Here is an 18182-nt window from a genome sequence, read left to right as displayed (position 1 = left end):
ATCATACGCCGTAAATGTCGCTCCGCCGCTCTCCGCCAATACCTTCGTTATCGCTGCCGTCAACGTCGTCTTACCATGGTCAACGTGCCCAATCGTTCCTACGTTGCAATGCGGCTTATTTCGCTCAAACTTCGCCTTACTCATGTTTTTAATCCTTTTCCTTAGCTATTCTTTGCACAAATTTCGTCGGCCACATGCTGAGGCACTTGTTCATAATGATCGAAATGCATTGTGAACTGGGCACGGCCTTGGCTCATTGAACGAAGTGTATTAACATAACCAAAGAGATTTGCCAAGGGCACCATTGCATTAACCACACGTGCATTTCCACGTTGATCCATTCCGCTAATTTGACCACGACGGCTGTTCAAATCTCCGATCACATCTCCCATATACTCTTCTGGCGTGACAACTTCAACCTTCATTACAGGTTCAAGGAGTCTTGGAGTACATTTTTTAATTCCCTCACGGAAAGCTGCACGAGCTGCGATTTCGAACGCAAGAACGCTCGAGTCTACATCATGGTAACCACCGTCTACAAGGGTTGCCTTAAAATCAATCATTGGGAAGCCCGCTAGAACACCTGTATCTAAAGCGGATTGTAATCCCTTCTGAACACCTGGAATATATTCTCTTGGAACAGAACCACCGACAATCTTGCTCTCAAATTGATAACCTGATCCAGGAGCCAACGGCTCAAACTGAATAATGACTCGAGCAAATTGACCCGCACCACCTGATTGCTTTTTGTGCGTGTAATCAACTTCAGCTGGCTTCGTAATTGTCTCGCGATAAGCAACCTGAGGCTGACCTACAACAGTCTCAACCTTAAAATCACGCCTCAAAAGATCAACTTTAATTTCAAGGTGAAGCTCACCCATCCCCTTAATCACCGTTTGACCTGATTCAATATCAGAACTTACTCTGAATGAAGGATCTTCAGAAGCTAAACGAGATAAGGCTAAGCCCATCTTTTCTTGGTCTGCTTTAGACTTTGGCTCAATCGCAATTTCAATCACAGGCTCAGGGAATTCCATGCGCTCAAGAATTACAGCCTTACTTGGATCACTTAATGTTTCACCAGTCGTTGTTTCTTTTAAGCCGCAGAGTGCCACAATATCACCTGCACGCGCTTCTTTAATATCTTCACGACTATTCGCATGCATAAGAAGCATACGTCCAATACGCTCTTTTCTATCTTTAACCGTGTTCAAAACTGTTGAACCGCTCTCAAGAACACCAGAATAAATACGTGTGAAGGTCAAAGAACCAACAAAAGGATCTGTCATAATTTTGAAAGCAAGACCACAGAAAGGCTCATCATCTGAGAACTTACGGACAATTTCCGTTTCACCATCTTGGGAAGTTCCACGAATTTCAACAAGCTCATTAGGTGATGGTAAGAATTCAACAACACCATCAAGTAAAGGTTGAACCCCTTTATTTTTGAAAGCAGAACCACACAATACAGGCACCAATCTTCCGACCAGAGTCCCTTTACGAATACAGCGACGCAATACTTCAACAGAAGGCAATTCACCTCCCAAGTAAGCTTCAAGCGCTTGATCATCAAGCTCGACAGCTTGCTCAACAAGCTTGGCGCGATATTCTTCAGCTTTATCCTTAAGATCAGCTGGAATTTCTTCATAAGCGAATTCAGCACCGAGATTCTCATTCTTCCAGCGAATCGCCTTCATCTCAATAAGATCAACAACACCCACAAAGTCTGCTTCAGATCCAATCGGAAGCTGAATGACTAAAGGATTCGCTCCAAGACGATCAACAATCATATCAACAGTACGATAAAAGTTCGCCCCAATACGATCCATCTTATTCACAAAGCAAATACGAGGGACATTATACTTATCAGCCTGACGCCAAACTGTTTCTGATTGCGGCTCAACACCGGCAACGCTGTCAAAAACAGCAACAGCCCCATCAAGAACACGCAAAGAACGCTCAACTTCAATCGTGAAGTCTACGTGACCTGGTGTATCGATAATATTAATACGGTGATCTTTCCAGAAGCAAGTTGTTGCCGCAGAAGTAATTGTAATACCACGCTCTTGCTCTTGCTCCATCCAGTCCATGGTGGCAGCCCCTTCGTGCACTTCACCAATCTTGTAAGACTTGCCCGTATAATAAAGAATACGCTCAGTTGTTGTTGTCTTACCCGCGTCAATATGCGCCATAATGCCAATATTGCGGTATTTTTCTAAAGGGGTTGTCCTTGCCATTTCTTCTAAATCCTACCTTACCATCTATAATGGGAGAATGCTTTGTTTGCATCTGCCATCTTATGCGTATCTTCTCTTTTCTTAATTGCTGACCCACGATTCTGAGAAGCTTCAAGAAGCTCTGCAGAAAGGCGATCTCTCATTGTTTTTTCAGAGCGAGCACGAGCCGCGGAAGTAATCCAGCGAAGCGCCAAAGCCTGAGAACGTTCACTCCGAACTTCAACAGGAACTTGGTACGTCGCACCACCCACACGGCGTGAGCGGACTTCAACAGCAGGTCGCACATTTGCTACCGCTTCATGAAAAAGCTCAACAGGATCTTTTCCAGTGCGAGCTTGAACTTGAGTAAAAGCTCCATATACAATACCCTCAGCGATAGACTTTTTGCCTTGTCGCATAATTGTATTCATAAATTTAGTAATAATAATGTCCCCAAACTTTGGATCTGGAAGGACTTCACGTTTTTCTGCAGCGCGCCTACGAGCCATTTATTTCTCTCCTACTTTGGACGCTTAGCACCATATTTAGAACGCCCTTGGCGACGCTTTGCAACGCCTTGAGTATCTAAGGTACCACGAATAATATGATAACGAACACCGGGAAGGTCAGGAACACGTCCACCACGAATAAGAACAACTGAGTGCTCTTGTAAGTTGTGCCCTTCACCAGGAATATAGCCTGTGACTTCCATTCCATTGGTCAAACGAATACGAGCAATTTTACGCAACGCAGAGTTTGGTTTTTTTGGTGTGGTTGTCGTCACACGCGTACAAACACCACGCTTTTGCGGGCAAGCTTGCATCGCTGGCACCTTATTGCGCTCTGGAACGGACACGCGTGGTTTACGTATCAATTGGTTAATAGTCGGCATTGAGCCTTTCCTTCCTTCTAATCACACAAAAGTTTTAGAGCTTGATCGTTTAAGAATCAAGCATTTCTTTTAGATATAACAAGCTTTTTGAATGCAGAAGCACTCATTAATAGCCCCATAATCGCGGCATCTTATTCAGCTACCTAAGCGCCGTCAAGTGTAGAATGCGTTGATAGACTATTTTTCTTACGCTTTCAACTTATTCTTTTAGGGTAAGAGAATTTTCTTCTTTATTTTTAAAATTCTCCTCGCTCTTAAGATTTCTCTGCTCCAACTTTATTCCACCCATTTTAGGATCTACTCTACCCACTTTTTCTCACAGGACCTTCCTAAAGATCTTTTTCTTTGCGTGGTGACTTAAGATCTTCTCTGCCCTTTCTCTGCTACCCATGCAATTTTTTAATCACGACAATAAAGAAGCAGTACTAAATCGTTCTTCATGATCTCCTAGATACGCCTGACACACAATGAGAAGGCCTTCTGGCACCTGTTTACACCGTCAGGTTGCCTGAGATCCTCGGCACACGGCCGAGGATGACCGAGCGGGGGGTTGCTATCCTACCGCTCTTCCCAAAACAAATTCTCCGTTATCCACTCCCTTCCATCAGGCAAAGAGAGGGCATTCTCTCAAAAAGAGCGTTGAAAGGCTTATACCTTGTAATAATCTAGGTTTTTTATTCCCTGTCTTATTATTTTTTCTTGAGATGTTTCAGAAACTGAGTAAAGAGTTTATGAAGAGAGGTCTTCTTTTCATAGGAAGGAATCACTTCTGATCATCTATTATTAGACTATCACAACACGATACAAATTTCAAGAAAATTCGTCACATCTATCAAGAATGGCTTCTGTTAAGTGAAAAATATTTCATTTTTTCTAGCATTTCCCATAAAAAAAAGGCCTCTTTACAAGAGGCCTTTTAGATCAAATGTATTTCACCCTTTTCTAGCGGCGATCGCCTAAGAAACGGAGCAAGTGAAGGAAAAGATTGATGAAGTCTAAATAAAGACGAAGAGCGCCCATAATAGACTTTTTCATCATTATTTCACGATCTTCACCTTCGATATATTCACTCTTGATAACTTGCGTGTCATAGGCTGTTAAACCGGTGAAAATTAGGACTCCAATCGCGGAGATCACGAACTCAAAAGCGGAACTTTTTACAAAGAGATTCACAAGACTTGCAAGAATCAGACCAATAAGTCCCATTAAAAGAAAAGAACCAAGTCCAGTAAGGTCTTTTTTCGTTGTATACCCGTAAAGACTCATCGCTCCAAACGTACCTGCGGTTATAAAGAATACCTTAGCAACGCTCGCCCCAGTATAGGCCAAAAATATCCATGACAAGGACAATCCCATCAAACCTGAATAAGCCCAGAAGAGCATTTGAGCTGTTGAGGCTTGAATGGCATGTAAGCGGAAACTTAGGAAAAAGACAAACCCGACAGGAGCCAACATCACGATAAACTGAAGAGGGCTTCCATAAATAGCTTGCAATAAAGCAGGGCTCGAGGCAACAAGTGTTGCAACAAGACCAGTTAATCCAAGTCCCAGGGCCATGTAGTTATAAATGCCCAACATGTAGCTGCGTAAGCCTTGATCTAAGTTTGCGGCACCTGAACGCGATACAGTGCGCATATATTCATTGCTCATTGTTGTCTCCTTCTTTCTTAATGACTAAATTATAACTGATCCTTCAAAAAAGCACAAGAGAACCTCGACTTTACGCCCTCTCTATCGCTTTTCACGTTTTATTTTCTCAAATGTCCATTGAATTATTTCAGAAAAACTCACTGAAGTCGCTTTTTCAAACGCCTTAATAATTCCTTCCAAACCTTCTTCTTTCACAGCCACTTGCTGATGAAAAGAGTGCTGCGCAAGAACAGATCGATTTTGAGAGTTAATAACCTTTGCAGAAACCTTCACAACCACCTTCATTGAGGCATCAGCTTCTTTTACAATTTCAAAATTCGTGATGGTAAATTGCAAACGATAAGGGGCGTAAAATTGTTCTTCAGCACGCCCTACAGCGGTGATTTTCCCAGTTCTTTCATACAATGAAATAAGGGTTTCTTGAAGGAATGAAGGAAGCTTATCACTCCATTCAATACCAGCCACAAACTCAGAAGACGTCACGCCATCTTGACCATGTAAAACAATTTTGACCCGGGCCGAATCTAAACTTTCAAGCATCCTTGGTTTTTCCACGATAAGTGATTCTAAAATAGAATAACTTTCTATTTTGTGGCCCACTATTTTGTGTCTCAATTTAGGTATTAAAACAATCTTCTTAGCTGGAGCGGGCTCTTCCGGTAAGACACTGATGCAACCGGCTAAAAGGCCTACACAAAAGAGCAGTCCTAGAGTTCTCATTCGATTTTATATCCTTTTTGCGGTGATCGATGCAAAAAAGCTCCCGCACTCTCGTTGAAGCCATCTGCAATCTGTTTAATACTATTAACCATTTCTCGAGTCTCTGCCAACAAGTGCGTAAAATCAGAGAGCCCGCTTGTAGTAAAGCCTTCAATTGCGCCTTGATTCCGTGTGATAAGACCTCGAATATCCCGGAAGGTCTCTTGAAACTCTTGTAATGTGGTACTCAATGAAGCACGCCCTTGAGATAATCCGCTCGAGATCTTATGGATGTTCTCTAAAATACCTTGCACATGGGCCCGATTATCTGGACTCAAAACAGCATTCAGATTTTCGGAAAGATGAGAAATATTGGCAAGAATCATCGGCATATTGTTAAAAATCATTTCAATTCTTGAGGGTTGAGAAGGAATAACAGGATAATGCTGTCCTTCTTTAACTTCTAACAAAGGACTTGTTTCCGTACCCCCCTGAATTTGAATATAGGTATACCCCGTTAAGCCTTGAGCTTCGATCGATGCAATCGTATTTTCCCGAATCAACGTTGGATCCTTGATGGTCACCTGGACCCGCACACGATGAATATCTCTCTTATCAACTTTTATTTGCTTCACATTTCCTATTGGAATGCCATGATAGCGAACTTCTTCATTAATTCTTAGGCCTGTTACAGAACCCTCAAAATAGATATCATAAATCTGAAATTTATTGCCAAAATCAAGTTTTGACATCCATAAAACAAACACAACAAGAGCGGTCAGCATGGCGAGGACAAAGCTTCCAACCTTAATGTAATGCGCTTGTGTTTCCATCAGATTAACCTATCTTTCTCTGACATACCTTCTCGAAAATAATCCCGAATCCAAGGATGCGTATGCTTTTCCATTTCACGTACTGTACCTAAAAAAAGTTTATGATCTACTAAAACTGCCACTCGATCACAAATCGCCGTTAAAGTATCAACATCATGCGTGATCATGACAACCGTTAAATTAAGATTTTGCTGAAGCGTTTTCAAGAGATGATCAAATTCTCGCCGCGACAACGGATCCAACCCGGACGTGGGTTCATCGAGAAAAAGAAATTCAGCATCAATGGCCAAGGCTCTCGCAAGAGCAACTCGTTTGATCATCCCGCCAGAAAGCTCAGAAGGATATTTTTGAGCAACTTCAGGGCCTAAGCCGACCATAGCAAGTTTCAACAGAATCAGCTCTTCAGAAATCTCCGCCGGAATCCCTGCAATTTCTTTCATGGGAATACGAATATTTTCTCCCACAGTTAGAGAACTGAAAAGCGCTCCACTTTGGAACAGAACTCCTATTTTTTGTCGAAAATCACCTGTTTTTTTTAAATCTTGAAGCGGTTTTCCAAAAAGCTGGATCGTCCCTTTACGAAAAGGCATAAGCCCTAAGATGGTGCGCAAGAGAATTGTTTTCCCTGCGCCTGAAGCCCCAACAAGCCCAAGAATTTCACCTTGAGACACTTCTAAATTCAAATTCTGATGAATTTTTTGTTTTCCAATGGTGGTTGTTAGATTTTCAATTTTAAGAGCAATCTCAGACATCTTATATTCCTAAAATTGAGAATAGAATGGAGAAAAAAGCATCGAGAACTACAACAAGAAAGATCCCTTGGACCACAGATTTGGTCGTGTGCATTCCAACGCTTTGAGCCCCTCCTTGCACGCGCAAACCTTCAAAACATCCAATAAGCGCAATGAAAAAAGCAAAGACTGGCGCTTTGATGATCCCCGTCCAAAAAGTCCACGGCTTGATTGAAAGCCCTAGATGATGAAGAAAATCCTCAACATTCAAATCAAGCATCACTGACGTCATGAGAGCCCCTCCCATTAACGCCATCATGTCTGCAAAAACAGCCAATAGAGGTAACGCGATAACAAGGGCAAGGATACGAGGCAATACAAGAACTTCTATCGGGCTCAATCCCAAGACAATCATCGCATCAATTTCTTGATTTAATTTCATGAATCCTATTTGCGCCGTGAAAGCGCTGCCTGAGCGCCCCGCGACAACAATCGCTGTGAGTAAGATTCCAATTTCTCGCAACGCGGAAATGGCTAATAGGTCAACCGTAAAAATCTCCGCGCCAAATCGTCTTAATTGATCCGCGCCTTGATAAACCAAGACAATCCCAATCAAAAATGAAATTAAGCCAACAATTGGAACGGCTTTCACACCGTCTTCATACAAAAAATGGAAAAGAGATATACCTCTAAAGCGCCAAGGCTTAAGAATAAAAGTCTTTGAGAGACTACAAATCTCCCCGAAAAAGGATAAAGATTGTAAAAATGTTTTTGAAAGAATAACTGTTTTCTGCCCAAGCTGAGCCAGAAAATTAAGCACGTAAAACAACCGAACAGGCGCTTTTGAAGCCTCTCGTGGAGACGAAATAGGATAGGTTTTAACTTGTTGCAACAGAGCTTTCGTTTGGGATGTAACATTCACAAAATGGAGATGGTCATATCTTTCCAAGAAACGATTCAAAAGCCATGCTCCCGACGTATCAAGCGCTTTCAGATCTTTGCAATCTAAGATGACGTCGGTTGTAATCGGATAATTTTCTGTCTTTAACAAATCGACAAGGTTCTTGAGGTCTTTAGCCTGCCACGATCCTCCAACCTTTAACGTTGTTTTCTGATTTTTTTGACTCACTTCAAATAGGGGTTGAAATGACAATATGCGCCTCTTTTGTAGTAAAGTTTTATTTTATATGCCTTTTTCCTTAACGTAAAGTTAACTAAAAAAAACAAATGAAATGACAACAAAAAGGGGAAGCAAAATTAAACTCACCCAAAAAGTATAAGAAAAGAAATTTGGCATCTCAATTGAATTGGTCTCAGCGATCGATTTCACCATAAAGTTCGGCGCGTTGCCGATATAGGTTAAGGCTCCCATGAAAACAGCTCCGGCAGAAATAGCCATTAAAGTTGAGGAAAGCTCCGTGGTCAACGTTGTCACATCCCCGCCTGCAAGATTAAAAAAGATGAGATAAGTCGGCGCATTATCCAAAAAACTGGACAAAAATCCTGTGAGCCAAAAATAACTGTTATTTAAAGGCTGCCCTTGAGAATCCACCAAAAATTGATAAAGACCTGAAAAGGCCCCTTCTTTCCCGGCTTTGAGCATTGCAAGAACGGGCTCAACCGTAATAAAAATTGCGCCGAATAAAAGAGCGACTTCTTTAAGAGGTTCCCACGTAAATTGGTTCTCAATGCGAGCATTTTGGCGGCAAAATTTTAAAGAAATAAAGGCAAGCCCTAAGAGCCCCAAATCTCTCATCAAATCTCCTTGAGAAAAAGTCATTCCAAAAAGCCTTAGTGATGATTTGAAATAGGTCAATTCACTGAGAAAAAGACAGGAAATAGCAAGTCCTAAGAGCACAACATTATCGTATCCGTGTAAAGAAAATTTAGCTGTCGTTATTTTGCGTAAAGATCGCCCTTCTTGAGCAAGAAGCCTTCGATCAACGACATAAAATATGACAAGCACAGAACTTAAAATAAGCAAGAATGGCTTAAAAAGATGTATGAGAGGCCACAAAAAAGGGACTCCCTTTAAAAAGCCGATTAAAAGAGGAGGATCTCCAATTGGCGATAAAGCGCCGCCAACATTACAAACAAGAATAATGAAAAAGACAACCAAATGCCGCCGAAACTGACGCTCTTTATTCAACGTCAAGAAAGGCTGTATCAAGAGCATCGAAGCCCCAGTGGTTCCTATCAAACTTGCGAACAGAGCGCCAATCCCTAAGATAGATGTATTAAGGATCGGCGTCGAAGAGGCTTGAATATCAAGGCGAATCCCTCCTGCAATGATATAAAGAGCCCCAATCATCATCATAAAGGGCATGTAATGGTGAATAAGTGTCAACCCTAAGCTCTCGACCATCGTCAAAAGTCCAAAATTCTTTCCCAACAAAATCGCTGTTGAAAGCGCCCATATCATCCCCACTTTGCCATAATGATGATGCCAAAAATGGGGCCTTAGTAAAGGCATAAGGGCAATCGATAATAACAGTCCTCCAAAAGGAATAACCCACTCAAGCCCTAGAGTTCCTCCGGCCAAAGAAAGAACCTCTCCTGCCCACCCTTGAGAGGAGGAAAAAAGCAGAACGCCAAAACTCACCTTCAAGCATTTAAAAAGATATTTCATCGCGTGGTCACTCTACTCTTCTTTTATCGGGCGAATATGTGCTTCATACTGAGCTGCTATCGCGACAATTTTAGGATAAACAGGACTTGAAGCGTCAAACAGCAGATGCTTATTCCCCATACGCAAAGCTCCCAAAGCATATCCCCCCAGGTCTCCACAATTAAGCCATTTCTCTTCTGAGTCTTGCAAGAATTGAGGTCCCAAAGAGGCAACCATTCCATCATAAGTTTTAATTTTATTCATTAATCCAATCATTTCACTTATTGTGAACTTCACTATCCAACGCTACACTATCACTCATATTATAGGTGGAGTAAATTATGAAACGCATAGTTCTTGGTTTTTTAGCCATTTTGGGTCTTTTGATTGGTCTCGCCCTCATAATGCCGTTGTTTATTGATGTGAATCAGTACAAGGACGAAATCAAAACGCAAGCAAAAAAAGCCACAGGCAGAGACCTTGAGATTGAAGGTCCTATTGAACTTTCCCTCTTTCCTTCCCCGGCTCTCACCCTTCACCAAGTAAAGCTCGCGAACCCTCCTCAAGCTCAGACATCTCACCTTATCATCTTTGAAAAAGCTTCTGTAAATGCTGCCTTTCTGCCCTTGTTGCACAAAAGAATTCATATTACCAAAGTGACTCTCACAGGCGCTAGAATTGAACTTGAAAAGCTTTCAAATGGAACCATGAATTGGGTATTCTCCTCTCAAGAAACATCTTCATCAAAAGAAATAACGCCTTCTCCTGCCCCCTCTCAAGACGTTTCTTCTTCTCCTTCCTTTGATTTAGGCATCGATCATATTCGTATTGAAGATACTCACGTCACTTATCGAGATGGCCCCCAGAAGACGACAATAAAAAATCTCTCTCTCACAGCAAGCCTTCACTCACTCACAGGGCCTTATAGCGCAGAAGGTGAGCTTGAATTTGACCAACAAATCTTAAAATTTAATCTTAAAGCAGGGCCATTATCAGAGTCTCAACCGATTGAAGCAGACCTTCAAATCGGCGAGCTTCCTCTCAAAATCAACGGCGTTTATACGCAATCTTCTCAAACCTTTAAAGGCAACGTAGAGAATCACCTCACAGCCAAAGCTTTACACCAACTTACGGGAAAAACTGAACTTCCTAAATTCACGAAAGAGGGGATTTCTCTTAAGGCTCTTTTTATAGCAAATCCCGCCCGTGTCATTGTTGAGGATTTGACTCTTAAGGCGGATAAGGCCCTCATAAAGGGAGCCATGACGGTCACCCTAGGCGATGTTCTTCAAGTCAAGGGCCTCCTTAAGAATCTACCAGGTCAAGGCACTCTTGATTTTACTGTTCTTCAAAAAAGAGAGGGGGCCCAAGGCCAATTCAAAGCCACTCTTCAACGTTTTCAGGATTTTCTAACATGGCTCGACATTGAGGCGAAAAGCCTTCCTTCTCATCTTTTAGGAAAATGTTCAGTGTCAACTCACTATGCGCTTCTCAAAGATACGCTCCAACTTCGGGATCTGAGATTGAATCTTCAAGAGGCTGAACTTCAAGGAGACATTGACTATAAACTCAATCAGAAAACACCGTCAATTCAACTCAACCTCAAAACACCAAAAGTCGAAAACTTCATGCCTCGCCTTGCCCCTAAAGCTCAACAACCTTTAGGTTCTGGTCAGCTTCGTGGTTCTCTTCAAGGCGATACTCAAAATCTTATTTTTGATCTTCAAACAACGCTTGGAACCCTCTTATTTTCCCTCAAAGGACAAGCTCAAAATCTTGATAAAAAACCGACCCTGAAGATTGATCTCAATGGTCAAACACCTAATTTAGGGGCCTTCCTTGTCAATCTTGGTTTTGTCTCAAAAAGTACTTACAGAAATGCGTCTCTTAAAGGACAAATCACCGGTGACCTTGAGAATCTTCGCCTCACAACTCAAACGACACTTGATGAGCTTTCGTTAGGAGCCTCAGGGACGCTTCAAAATCTCATGACGCTTCCTGCTTTTAATCTCACCTTTAATATCACGCATCCGAATGTTAGAACTTTCCTAAAGCTCCCCCTTTCAGCGACACCTCAAGGTGCCATTTCCCTCACAGCCCATCTGACAGGTAACAAGGCACAGTTTACGCTTGATGCCTTTAAAGCCACCATAGGAAAGAGCTTTGATCTAACAGGGAAAATTGAGGTGAGCCACCCTAATGAGAAGACGAAAATTGTGGGGTCACTCACGGCGACCTCTCTTGATCTCGATCTTTTGCTCGCGAGGGCTGACCATCAACAACCAATCTCCTCTGAGTCCCAATTTATGCTTGTTGCTTTAAAAGCTGCTAAAGCACCACCTGCTCAACACACCTGGTCAAAAGACCCCCTCAGTTTTGCCTTTTTAAAAGGACTAGAAGCTGATGTTAAAGTGATGATCCATCAATTAAAGCGTAAAGATATTACTCTCACCAATCTAAAAATAACGCCAAAAATCCAGAATGGTATCCTTGATGCCCCTTTAACAGGAAACTTTTCTGGAGGAAATCTTGAAGGGAATTTCCGTGTATCAGCTGACAATACACTCGCCCTCAACCTTGATCTCAAAAATGCAGACCTTGCAAGTTTAGTCCCCCATTACATAGGACAAATTAAACTTGTGGGCGGAAAATTTTCGCTTAATTCAGCTCTCTCGACTCATGGAAAAAGCGTATATGACTTCGTCGCAAATCTGACAGGCCCGATTAACTTAAATGCCCGGGATGGTGTTATTAATGGATTTGATCTTCAAGCGATCAGTCAACGCCTCAAGCAAATTAATAATATCCAAGGTTTACTAGGCTTATTATCAAATTTTATGGCGAAAGGCCAAACGACCTTTCAACGTTTTAATAGCGAGATTCTCTTTAAAAATGGCATGGGAACGATCAAAACAATGCAGTTGATTGCCAATGGAGGCAATGGTCAAGCCACAGGAACCATTAATCTTCCCGGCTACCTTGTGAATGTTGCGGCTGAATTTCGATTGACGGATCACGCTCAATTACCCCCTTTTAAGATGTACCTTACAGGGCCTTTAGATAATCCTCATAGAAACCTGGAAACCCAAGCTTTGCAGAACTATCTTATCCAAAATGTCTTTAAAGGAGTTGTGGATCAACTTTCCAAAGGGACGGGAAAAATTGGAGATGTGTTAGAGAGTATTCTGGGTCAAGATCAAGGGACGCAGCAACCGCAATCCGATTCAGAAAAAGCCTCTCAAAAGCCAGAAAAAGTTGTGAAAGATCTCCTTAAAAAACTTTTTTAAAGTTCTTTAAGAAATAGCGGCTTCAGAGAGATAATAACAAACAAATAAGGTGTAAACCAAAAGGGCGCACAATCCCATCCTCTGACTCAATAAAGCCACTGATTTATAAGGATGAGATTTCATAAGATGATTTGTATAAATAATCATCGAAACAGCTGCGATAATCATTCCAAAAGTGGCCGCTTGAATCGCATCTGCTAACGTAAACGAGGTCGTAAACGGTAAAACTTGATCCAGGATGTACTTATTTCCAATCGCTGTAAATGTTGCCCCCAGAGATAAGCTTGTTCTGGCCCCAATTTCGCGCGGATCTAAAATATAAATCACCGTACAGAGGAAGAAAGCGACCAAAAATCCTATAAAATAGTTAAAAAATAGTCTTATTCCCTCTCTTTTAATATCAATGATAAAAGAAAGACGAGAATATTGGCCTTTTTTCGTCGAAGGGTCTCCAAAATTAGTGTCATACGTTGTTATGGAATCTTTCAAATGAAACCCTAGAATTTTCCACCCCTTAAGCTTAATCTCCGAATGCAACGCACTCTGGTCGTTATCGGGGGTGAAAATAATTTTTTGGATATCGGCATAATCTTCTAAAGCTACCACAAGTTGCTGATGATCAAAGGGAAAATGGCGCATATCCCACTCTTTTGAAACGGTTGCGTAATAACGGATATACGTAAAATACTCATCTTTAAATTTTCCTGTTGTTCCAAATTTTGAATGAAAATCCAGCGCATTAGTAATTTCAACGGTTTTATCGGGGACATAAGCTTTATCTTTTGATCGCCACCAAGCATAAAAACTCACCTTAAAGGTATTATGAGCTAAATCAAAATCATGGAGCATGACAGGATAAACGCCCATCAAAACTTTTTCCTTAGCCGGCTCAACATATAAGGTTTCAGGAGCTTGAGGTGGCTCTTCAGCAGTGCATGCCCCGAGGATTAAAGCCTGTCCCAGTCCCCAAAATACACTTAATTTTTTTAAAAAACTTAACATGATGATAAAATTTCTCATTCTTTTATTAAAAGGGTAATATTTTTTGATTAAGAGTTTCTTAATTTAACCAGACTTATGTTTAAAGATTAAATTTTAAGATTGTACGTAAAGATCTTTTAGAAATTAGATGAATCTAACTTTATCGAATTTTTGACAAACTAAGACTCTATTGCAGGAATTCATAATATGATCCATTCCTTGCAATAGAGTCAAGTTATAAGGCAAAATCAAATAGCTTCAGAAACTTAGCTATCTGGATATATGTTAAGAATAAAATATTGACTTCCGTTTCTACTTAAATCTCTTTCAGATTCTGGTTTTTCAAGAGAAAAATATACGCGCTTTGTTGTTTTATCAGCGTCGTGATGAAATCCTATGTTATTATTACATAAAGCTTGACATGTTTGCTGATGACCTCTCATACCATTAGAGGAAACAACGCACTGACTTCTACCTAATAATTTTATTACATCTCCGGCAGTCTTAGCATAAAAATAAGATTCTCCTGGAGATTTAGGACCATTACCTTCCGCATTTTCAAGATGTTTATTCAATTCACCTCCATGGTAATTTCTGAAAGAAAAATCTGAGGGAGTCGTAAGGAAAGCATTAAAAGCAGCTTGACACTCTTCTGTTGGAGTTACATGGTGCAACTTAGAAGCTTCTGCCATATTTATGAACCCAGAAGCAATGATAGATGAATAAATTGTTATTTTTTTTAAATTTAACATGAACTACTCCTAAAATAAGTTATTTATCAAAATTTTATTATTATTTTATTTCAATATTACTTTTAAAAAGTTTAAATTTTCGTTAATTTTATTAAATTTTTTCTGAATTCCAGATATTATAGAGTATAAACGGTATCCAGCTTGAACTAATTTAATAATAAACTTGATATTTTTTGATAATTGTTTCGAATTTTCTTGAATCTTGTATCTGTTTGTGATAGTCTATAAATAGATGGTCAGAGATGATGTTTTCCTTCCTTGAAGGCCTTTAAAAAGCCTTCAATCTTCTTCAATAATTCCTCTCCTTCCGTCCTTTTAATAAAGAGAGTCTAGCAAACTCTGAAGAGTTCTTTTTAACGCTCTTTTTTGAGCGAATACTCTCTCTTTGCCCACTGAAAGGAAGAGGAACCTCTCAGCGTGCGTGAAAGGCATGGTGAAGGAAGAAAAGGACATGACATAGGCAAAGCAGAACGTAAGCTGAGGAAAGGCTTTATGGCTGACCTCGCAGGAGAAAAATCCGAGGAAAACTTTATAAGGTACCTCAGGACATCAAAACCAAAAAATGAGAGGTTTTAATAAAGCCCCAAAAAATAAACCGTGCCGAAAGCACACAAAAATGAAACAGAGAAATAAATAAAACAGGAGGTAATAATGGAATATAAAAGTATGTATCAAAAAATTAGAGAGAGTCTCATCACTATTTTGATGGGAAAAAATTCAAGCTTCGAAAAACGACAGCAGAAACTTTTCACAACGTCTCAAAGTCGTCCAATAGAATCAGCAGAAGAAGATAAACGACAAGAAAAAAATAATCGATGCATTTATGAAAATCCTATCAGTCAAAAAATGCACTTGAAAGATAAAAAATATTTCTTAAATATAAGGAGTGTAAAGTTCCCTTTCCTAATTTTAAAAGGACCCTTAATGATGAAACAATATTTACTCTTAACCACGGCGTTTCTGAGCCTTGCAAGTCTTTCTTATGCAAGCGATGATCAAGAAGAAAATATAAAGATCTCCTCAAGCTCTTCGCAACGTCAGACAGATGCACAAGCAGAAATTGACGCTATTATCAAAAAATACGCCCCAGTCAATGAGTACTGCACAGCTTTTAATGGTTTACACGACCAAAATAAAGTTACTGTTGGACATTACAGTTATAGCTTTTGGGTTCCTGGCCTATCCTCCCAAGAAGATCAAGAGATAAGAGAAGGATTTAAAAAATCTCTCCCCTCAAGCAAATCGGTTGTTACAAATTTTATGAGAGACCTTAAAGTTCTTGCTTCTGTAGAAGATATAGAACGCGGAACCGTCCTGATTACTTATGAATATACGTCTTCTGGTGTGGATAAACTTACAAGCTGGCTTAAAGGAGCACCACAATTAGATAAATATAGCTTTGTTGTTGAAGCTGATTTAGAGCAAAGCGATAGAACAAGACTGCGGGAATTAAGATCTTTAATAAGCTCGCCACGTTCTTCAAACTTCTCAAGCTTGAATGCTTCTTCGAGTTCTGTCTCACCAGATACAGGGTATAATTCTGAGGAAGAAGTTCAAAAACTTAAAATTGTTATTGCAAAATTAACAGAAGAAAATGCTCAACTCAATCAGAGTGTGACGAATGCGACTTCAGGAGCTACGCCTTCAAGTAGTTTTGCACCACCACCGCCTCCTCCTCCAATGCTTGGTGACATGCCTCCTCCACCGCCACCTCTCGGTTTAGGTTCTGTAAAAAAGACCGCCTCTAAGTCAAAAGTTGTTGTCTTAAGTCAAGAATATCAACCTCTTTATGACAGTTTAAAAACAGAGTCTAAAGAAAAAATATCTTCTTGGAAGCAAAATAGGATTGAATTTTATTTGAAAGTGTTGACAGAAAAAGGGGAAAAAGAAGCCACAACTTTTTCTGAACTTGATGATAATCAAGCCCAGAAAGTTCTTATAATGCCAAAATATCCTCTCCAGCTTGCTTATCTTTCCTTGTCCCCAGAGGAGCGCAAAACAAAAGATGATGAAGATGCGGCAAAAGCTCAGAAGCTTGCTGAGTCCTCAGCAAAACAAGGAGGCATGTTTGCTGAACTCCTCGCAAGAAAGAAAACTCCTATTGCTCCCCTTGAAATAGAAGAAGGTAAAAGAGAAGAAGCGAAGACCGTTGATGCATCAATTCCTTCTTTTGCTCAAGTTCTCAAGCTTGAGATATCTGATAAAGAACAGTTGGCTTTTGAAAATGCGCAAAAGCTTTGGTCTGGTGTCAGTCCTACTCGTAAAGTCCAACTTTTGGCCCGCTTCCCTAATGATATTATTTTAAAAGGTATCCTTCTTAAAACAATATCAGGTGAAATTGTAACCCTTGATAGCCATAAGGAAAAACAATATACCGCACCAACAATCCTTAAGGCTGGTTTAAGTTTATTAGGGCAACAAAAGGAAACGTCTCAAGAACAACACTTTACCGCAGAAGGCATCCGTGATCTTGCCGTGTATGCACTTCTCACTGCCAAGGCGATTGGAATCAATGCAGCCCAAATCAAACCGGTGATTGAAGCCTTACGCGCCCAAACCTTTTAAGTCTTTGAGGCCTCAGAAAAACCTGGGGCCTTTTTTCTTAGCGGGCTCATTTCCTGATAAGCGTTATTTTTCGGGATGCATTTCCATACGACTCAGAAAAAACGTCGCAAAAATAATAACAAAAGCCCCCATAAGGGACCATTGATCAAGGCTCTCCTGAAAAAATAGAGTTCCGACAACAATCGCAAAGAGAAGACGCGTATATTCAAATGGCGCTAAAAAGGACGGTTTTCCAAGCTGCAGGGCTTTAATATAAAAAAACTGCGATAAGATGCCGGCAAGTCCAACACAAGCGAGGATCAAAATCTCTCTTATGTCAGGGGTTTGCCAGACCCATAGGACAGCAAAAGACGATAAAAGAAACGTGGCAATATTGGTATAAAATAGGATTGTAACCGTTGATTCTGTTGAAGAAAGTCTCTTAGCGACAATAATAGCCCCGCTTGCAACAGCATTCGCCAAAAGAGCAACGTACATAGCGTTGTCAAGATGCAAGGAAAAGGGGCGCAGAATAATGAGAACCCCAAGATATCCTGCAAAAATTACCATCCATTTTTTATAGGATATATGCTCCTTAAAAAACAAAAAGGAGAATATTGTCGTAAATAAAGGACTTGTAAATCCAATGGCCGAGGCCGTTGCTAAAGGTAAATGACGATAAGCATAATAAGTACAAAACATTCCTGTGCACGTTAAAATAACGCGAATGCCATGAAGAAAAGGCCTTTTTGTTCGTAAGTTGCTTATTCCTCCTTTTACGACAAAAGGCGAAAAGAAGAGGAAACCAAAAAAACACCTTAAGAAAAGAATCATAAGGCTGTGAATTTCCCCATGAACAATTTTAACAAAAGACATGGCCGTTGTGAAACTCAAGGCCCAAAGAATCATCAGACAGATGCTGAGGGCAACTTTAGAGGAATCACGTTGCGGATTTAATAAATAAGTAAACTTTGTAAAAAACGACATTA

Annotated in this window: 17 protein-coding genes; 3 read left to right on the top strand and 14 right to left on the bottom strand. The window is 40.5% G+C overall.

Annotation, left to right across the window (positions count from 1 at the left end; genetic code table 11):
- The 11 genes from tuf to J0H12_05320 form a co-directional block, all read right to left on the bottom strand.
- Positions 1-144, bottom strand: a 144-nt coding sequence (gene tuf / locus J0H12_05370; GenBank protein ID MBN9413333.1) for an elongation factor Tu, incomplete at its 3' end; no start/stop codon positions are given.
- Between the two features lie 17 nt (positions 145-161).
- On the bottom strand, positions 162-2237 hold the full coding sequence (fusA, locus tag J0H12_05365) for an elongation factor G (protein ID MBN9413332.1): 2076 nt from the start codon (positions 2235-2237) through the stop codon (positions 162-164).
- A 17-nt stretch (positions 2238-2254) separates the two neighbouring features.
- The gene (gene rpsG, locus J0H12_05360) at positions 2255-2725 is read right to left on the bottom strand and encodes a 30S ribosomal protein S7 (GenBank protein MBN9413331.1); all 471 of its coding nucleotides are present in this window, start codon (positions 2723-2725) and stop codon (positions 2255-2257) included.
- An 11-nt stretch (positions 2726-2736) separates the two neighbouring features.
- Positions 2737-3108 carry a 30S ribosomal protein S12 gene (rpsL, locus tag J0H12_05355; GenBank protein ID MBN9413330.1) on the bottom strand — a complete coding sequence of 124 codons (372 nt, stop codon included), beginning with the start codon at positions 3106-3108 and terminating at the stop codon, positions 2737-2739.
- 942 nt (positions 3109-4050) lie between these two features.
- Entirely contained in the window at positions 4051-4758 is a 708-nt protein-coding gene (locus J0H12_05350; protein MBN9413329.1) for a Bax inhibitor-1/YccA family protein, read from the bottom strand.
- 81 nt (positions 4759-4839) lie between these two features.
- Positions 4840-5478 (bottom strand): membrane integrity-associated transporter subunit PqiC, encoded by a 639-nt coding sequence (locus J0H12_05345; GenBank protein ID MBN9413328.1) that lies wholly within the window; start codon positions 5476-5478, stop codon positions 4840-4842.
- Positions 5475-6290: an MCE family protein gene (locus J0H12_05340; GenBank protein MBN9413327.1), complete on the bottom strand. Its 816-nt coding sequence runs from the start codon at positions 6288-6290 to the stop codon at positions 5475-5477. Before J0H12_05340 ends, J0H12_05345 begins: the two co-directional genes overlap by 4 nt.
- On the bottom strand, positions 6290-7042 hold the full coding sequence (locus J0H12_05335; protein MBN9413326.1) for an ATP-binding cassette domain-containing protein: 753 nt from the start codon (positions 7040-7042) through the stop codon (positions 6290-6292). The genes J0H12_05340 and J0H12_05335 overlap by 1 nt, the downstream gene beginning before the upstream one ends.
- 1 nt (position 7043) lies before the next feature.
- Positions 7044-8174, bottom strand: coding sequence for an MlaE family lipid ABC transporter permease subunit (locus J0H12_05330; protein MBN9413325.1), 1131 nt, complete (start codon positions 8172-8174; stop codon positions 7044-7046).
- Between the two features lie 57 nt (positions 8175-8231).
- Positions 8232-9650 carry a sodium:proton antiporter gene (locus tag J0H12_05325; GenBank protein ID MBN9413324.1) on the bottom strand — a complete coding sequence of 473 codons (1419 nt, stop codon included), beginning with the start codon at positions 9648-9650 and terminating at the stop codon, positions 8232-8234.
- Between the two features lie 12 nt (positions 9651-9662).
- The gene (locus tag J0H12_05320; GenBank protein MBN9413323.1) at positions 9663-9893 is read right to left on the bottom strand and encodes a hypothetical protein; all 231 of its coding nucleotides are present in this window, start codon (positions 9891-9893) and stop codon (positions 9663-9665) included.
- A gap of 77 nt (positions 9894-9970) precedes the next feature.
- Between J0H12_05320 and J0H12_05315 the strand changes: the two genes are divergently transcribed.
- Positions 9971-12916, top strand: coding sequence for an AsmA family protein (locus J0H12_05315; protein MBN9413322.1), 2946 nt, complete (start codon positions 9971-9973; stop codon positions 12914-12916).
- 6 nt (positions 12917-12922) lie between these two features.
- On the opposite strand, the gene J0H12_05310 is transcribed toward J0H12_05315, so the two are convergent.
- Complete coding sequence (locus tag J0H12_05310; GenBank protein ID MBN9413321.1) at positions 12923-13918, bottom strand: hypothetical protein; 996 nt, start codon at positions 13916-13918, stop codon at positions 12923-12925.
- Positions 13919-14163: 245 nt separating this feature from the next.
- The gene (locus J0H12_05305) at positions 14164-14649 is read right to left on the bottom strand and encodes a hypothetical protein (GenBank protein ID MBN9413320.1); all 486 of its coding nucleotides are present in this window, start codon (positions 14647-14649) and stop codon (positions 14164-14166) included.
- Between the two features lie 417 nt (positions 14650-15066).
- Between J0H12_05305 and J0H12_05300 the strand changes: the two genes are divergently transcribed.
- Entirely contained in the window at positions 15067-15225 is a 159-nt protein-coding gene (locus J0H12_05300) for a hypothetical protein (GenBank protein ID MBN9413319.1), read from the top strand.
- 75 nt (positions 15226-15300) lie between these two features.
- A complete protein-coding gene (locus tag J0H12_05295) occupies positions 15301-17214 on the top strand; it encodes a hypothetical protein (GenBank protein MBN9413318.1) in 1914 nt (637 codons plus the stop codon).
- A 63-nt stretch (positions 17215-17277) separates the two neighbouring features.
- Here the strand turns inward: J0H12_05295 and J0H12_05290 are convergent, their stop codons facing one another.
- Complete coding sequence (locus J0H12_05290) at positions 17278-18180, bottom strand: DMT family transporter (protein MBN9413317.1); 903 nt, start codon at positions 18178-18180, stop codon at positions 17278-17280.
- Between the last annotated feature and the right edge of the window lie 2 nt (positions 18181-18182).

The organism is Candidatus Paracaedimonas acanthamoebae (assembly GCA_017307065.1).
Lineage (GTDB): Bacteria > Pseudomonadota > Alphaproteobacteria > Caedimonadales > Caedimonadaceae > Paracaedimonas > Paracaedimonas acanthamoebae_A.
The sequence above is the reverse complement of the archived record's forward strand: the minus strand, read 5'-3'. Positions and strand labels throughout refer to the sequence as shown.

Excerpts from the sequence above, each read along its gene's own strand:
- J0H12_05320 (MBN9413323.1), bottom strand. The coding sequence starts at position 9,893 with ATGAATAAAATTAAAACTTATGATGGAATGGTTGCCTCTTTGGGACCT.
- J0H12_05290 (MBN9413317.1), bottom strand. The coding sequence starts at position 18,180 with ATGTCGTTTTTTACAAAGTTTACTTATTTATTAAATCCGCAACGTGAT.
- J0H12_05350 (MBN9413329.1), bottom strand. The coding sequence starts at position 4,758 with ATGAGCAATGAATATATGCGCACTGTATCGCGTTCAGGTGCCGCAAAC.
- rpsG (MBN9413331.1), bottom strand. The coding sequence starts at position 2,725 with ATGGCTCGTAGGCGCGCTGCAGAAAAACGTGAAGTCCTTCCAGATCCA.
- J0H12_05325 (MBN9413324.1), bottom strand. The coding sequence starts at position 9,650 with ATGAAATATCTTTTTAAATGCTTGAAGGTGAGTTTTGGCGTTCTGCTT.
- J0H12_05295 (MBN9413318.1), top strand. The coding sequence starts at position 15,301 with ATGGAATATAAAAGTATGTATCAAAAAATTAGAGAGAGTCTCATCACT.
- J0H12_05305 (MBN9413320.1), bottom strand. The coding sequence starts at position 14,649 with ATGTTAAATTTAAAAAAAATAACAATTTATTCATCTATCATTGCTTCT.
- fusA (MBN9413332.1), bottom strand. The coding sequence starts at position 2,237 with ATGGCAAGGACAACCCCTTTAGAAAAATACCGCAATATTGGCATTATG.
- J0H12_05340 (MBN9413327.1), bottom strand. The coding sequence starts at position 6,290 with ATGGAAACACAAGCGCATTACATTAAGGTTGGAAGCTTTGTCCTCGCC.
- J0H12_05345 (MBN9413328.1), bottom strand. The coding sequence starts at position 5,478 with ATGAGAACTCTAGGACTGCTCTTTTGTGTAGGCCTTTTAGCCGGTTGC.
- J0H12_05310 (MBN9413321.1), bottom strand. The coding sequence starts at position 13,918 with ATGTTAAGTTTTTTAAAAAAATTAAGTGTATTTTGGGGACTGGGACAG.
- rpsL (MBN9413330.1), bottom strand. The coding sequence starts at position 3,108 with ATGCCGACTATTAACCAATTGATACGTAAACCACGCGTGTCCGTTCCA.
- J0H12_05335 (MBN9413326.1), bottom strand. The coding sequence starts at position 7,042 with ATGTCTGAGATTGCTCTTAAAATTGAAAATCTAACAACCACCATTGGA.
- J0H12_05315 (MBN9413322.1), top strand. The coding sequence starts at position 9,971 with ATGAAACGCATAGTTCTTGGTTTTTTAGCCATTTTGGGTCTTTTGATT.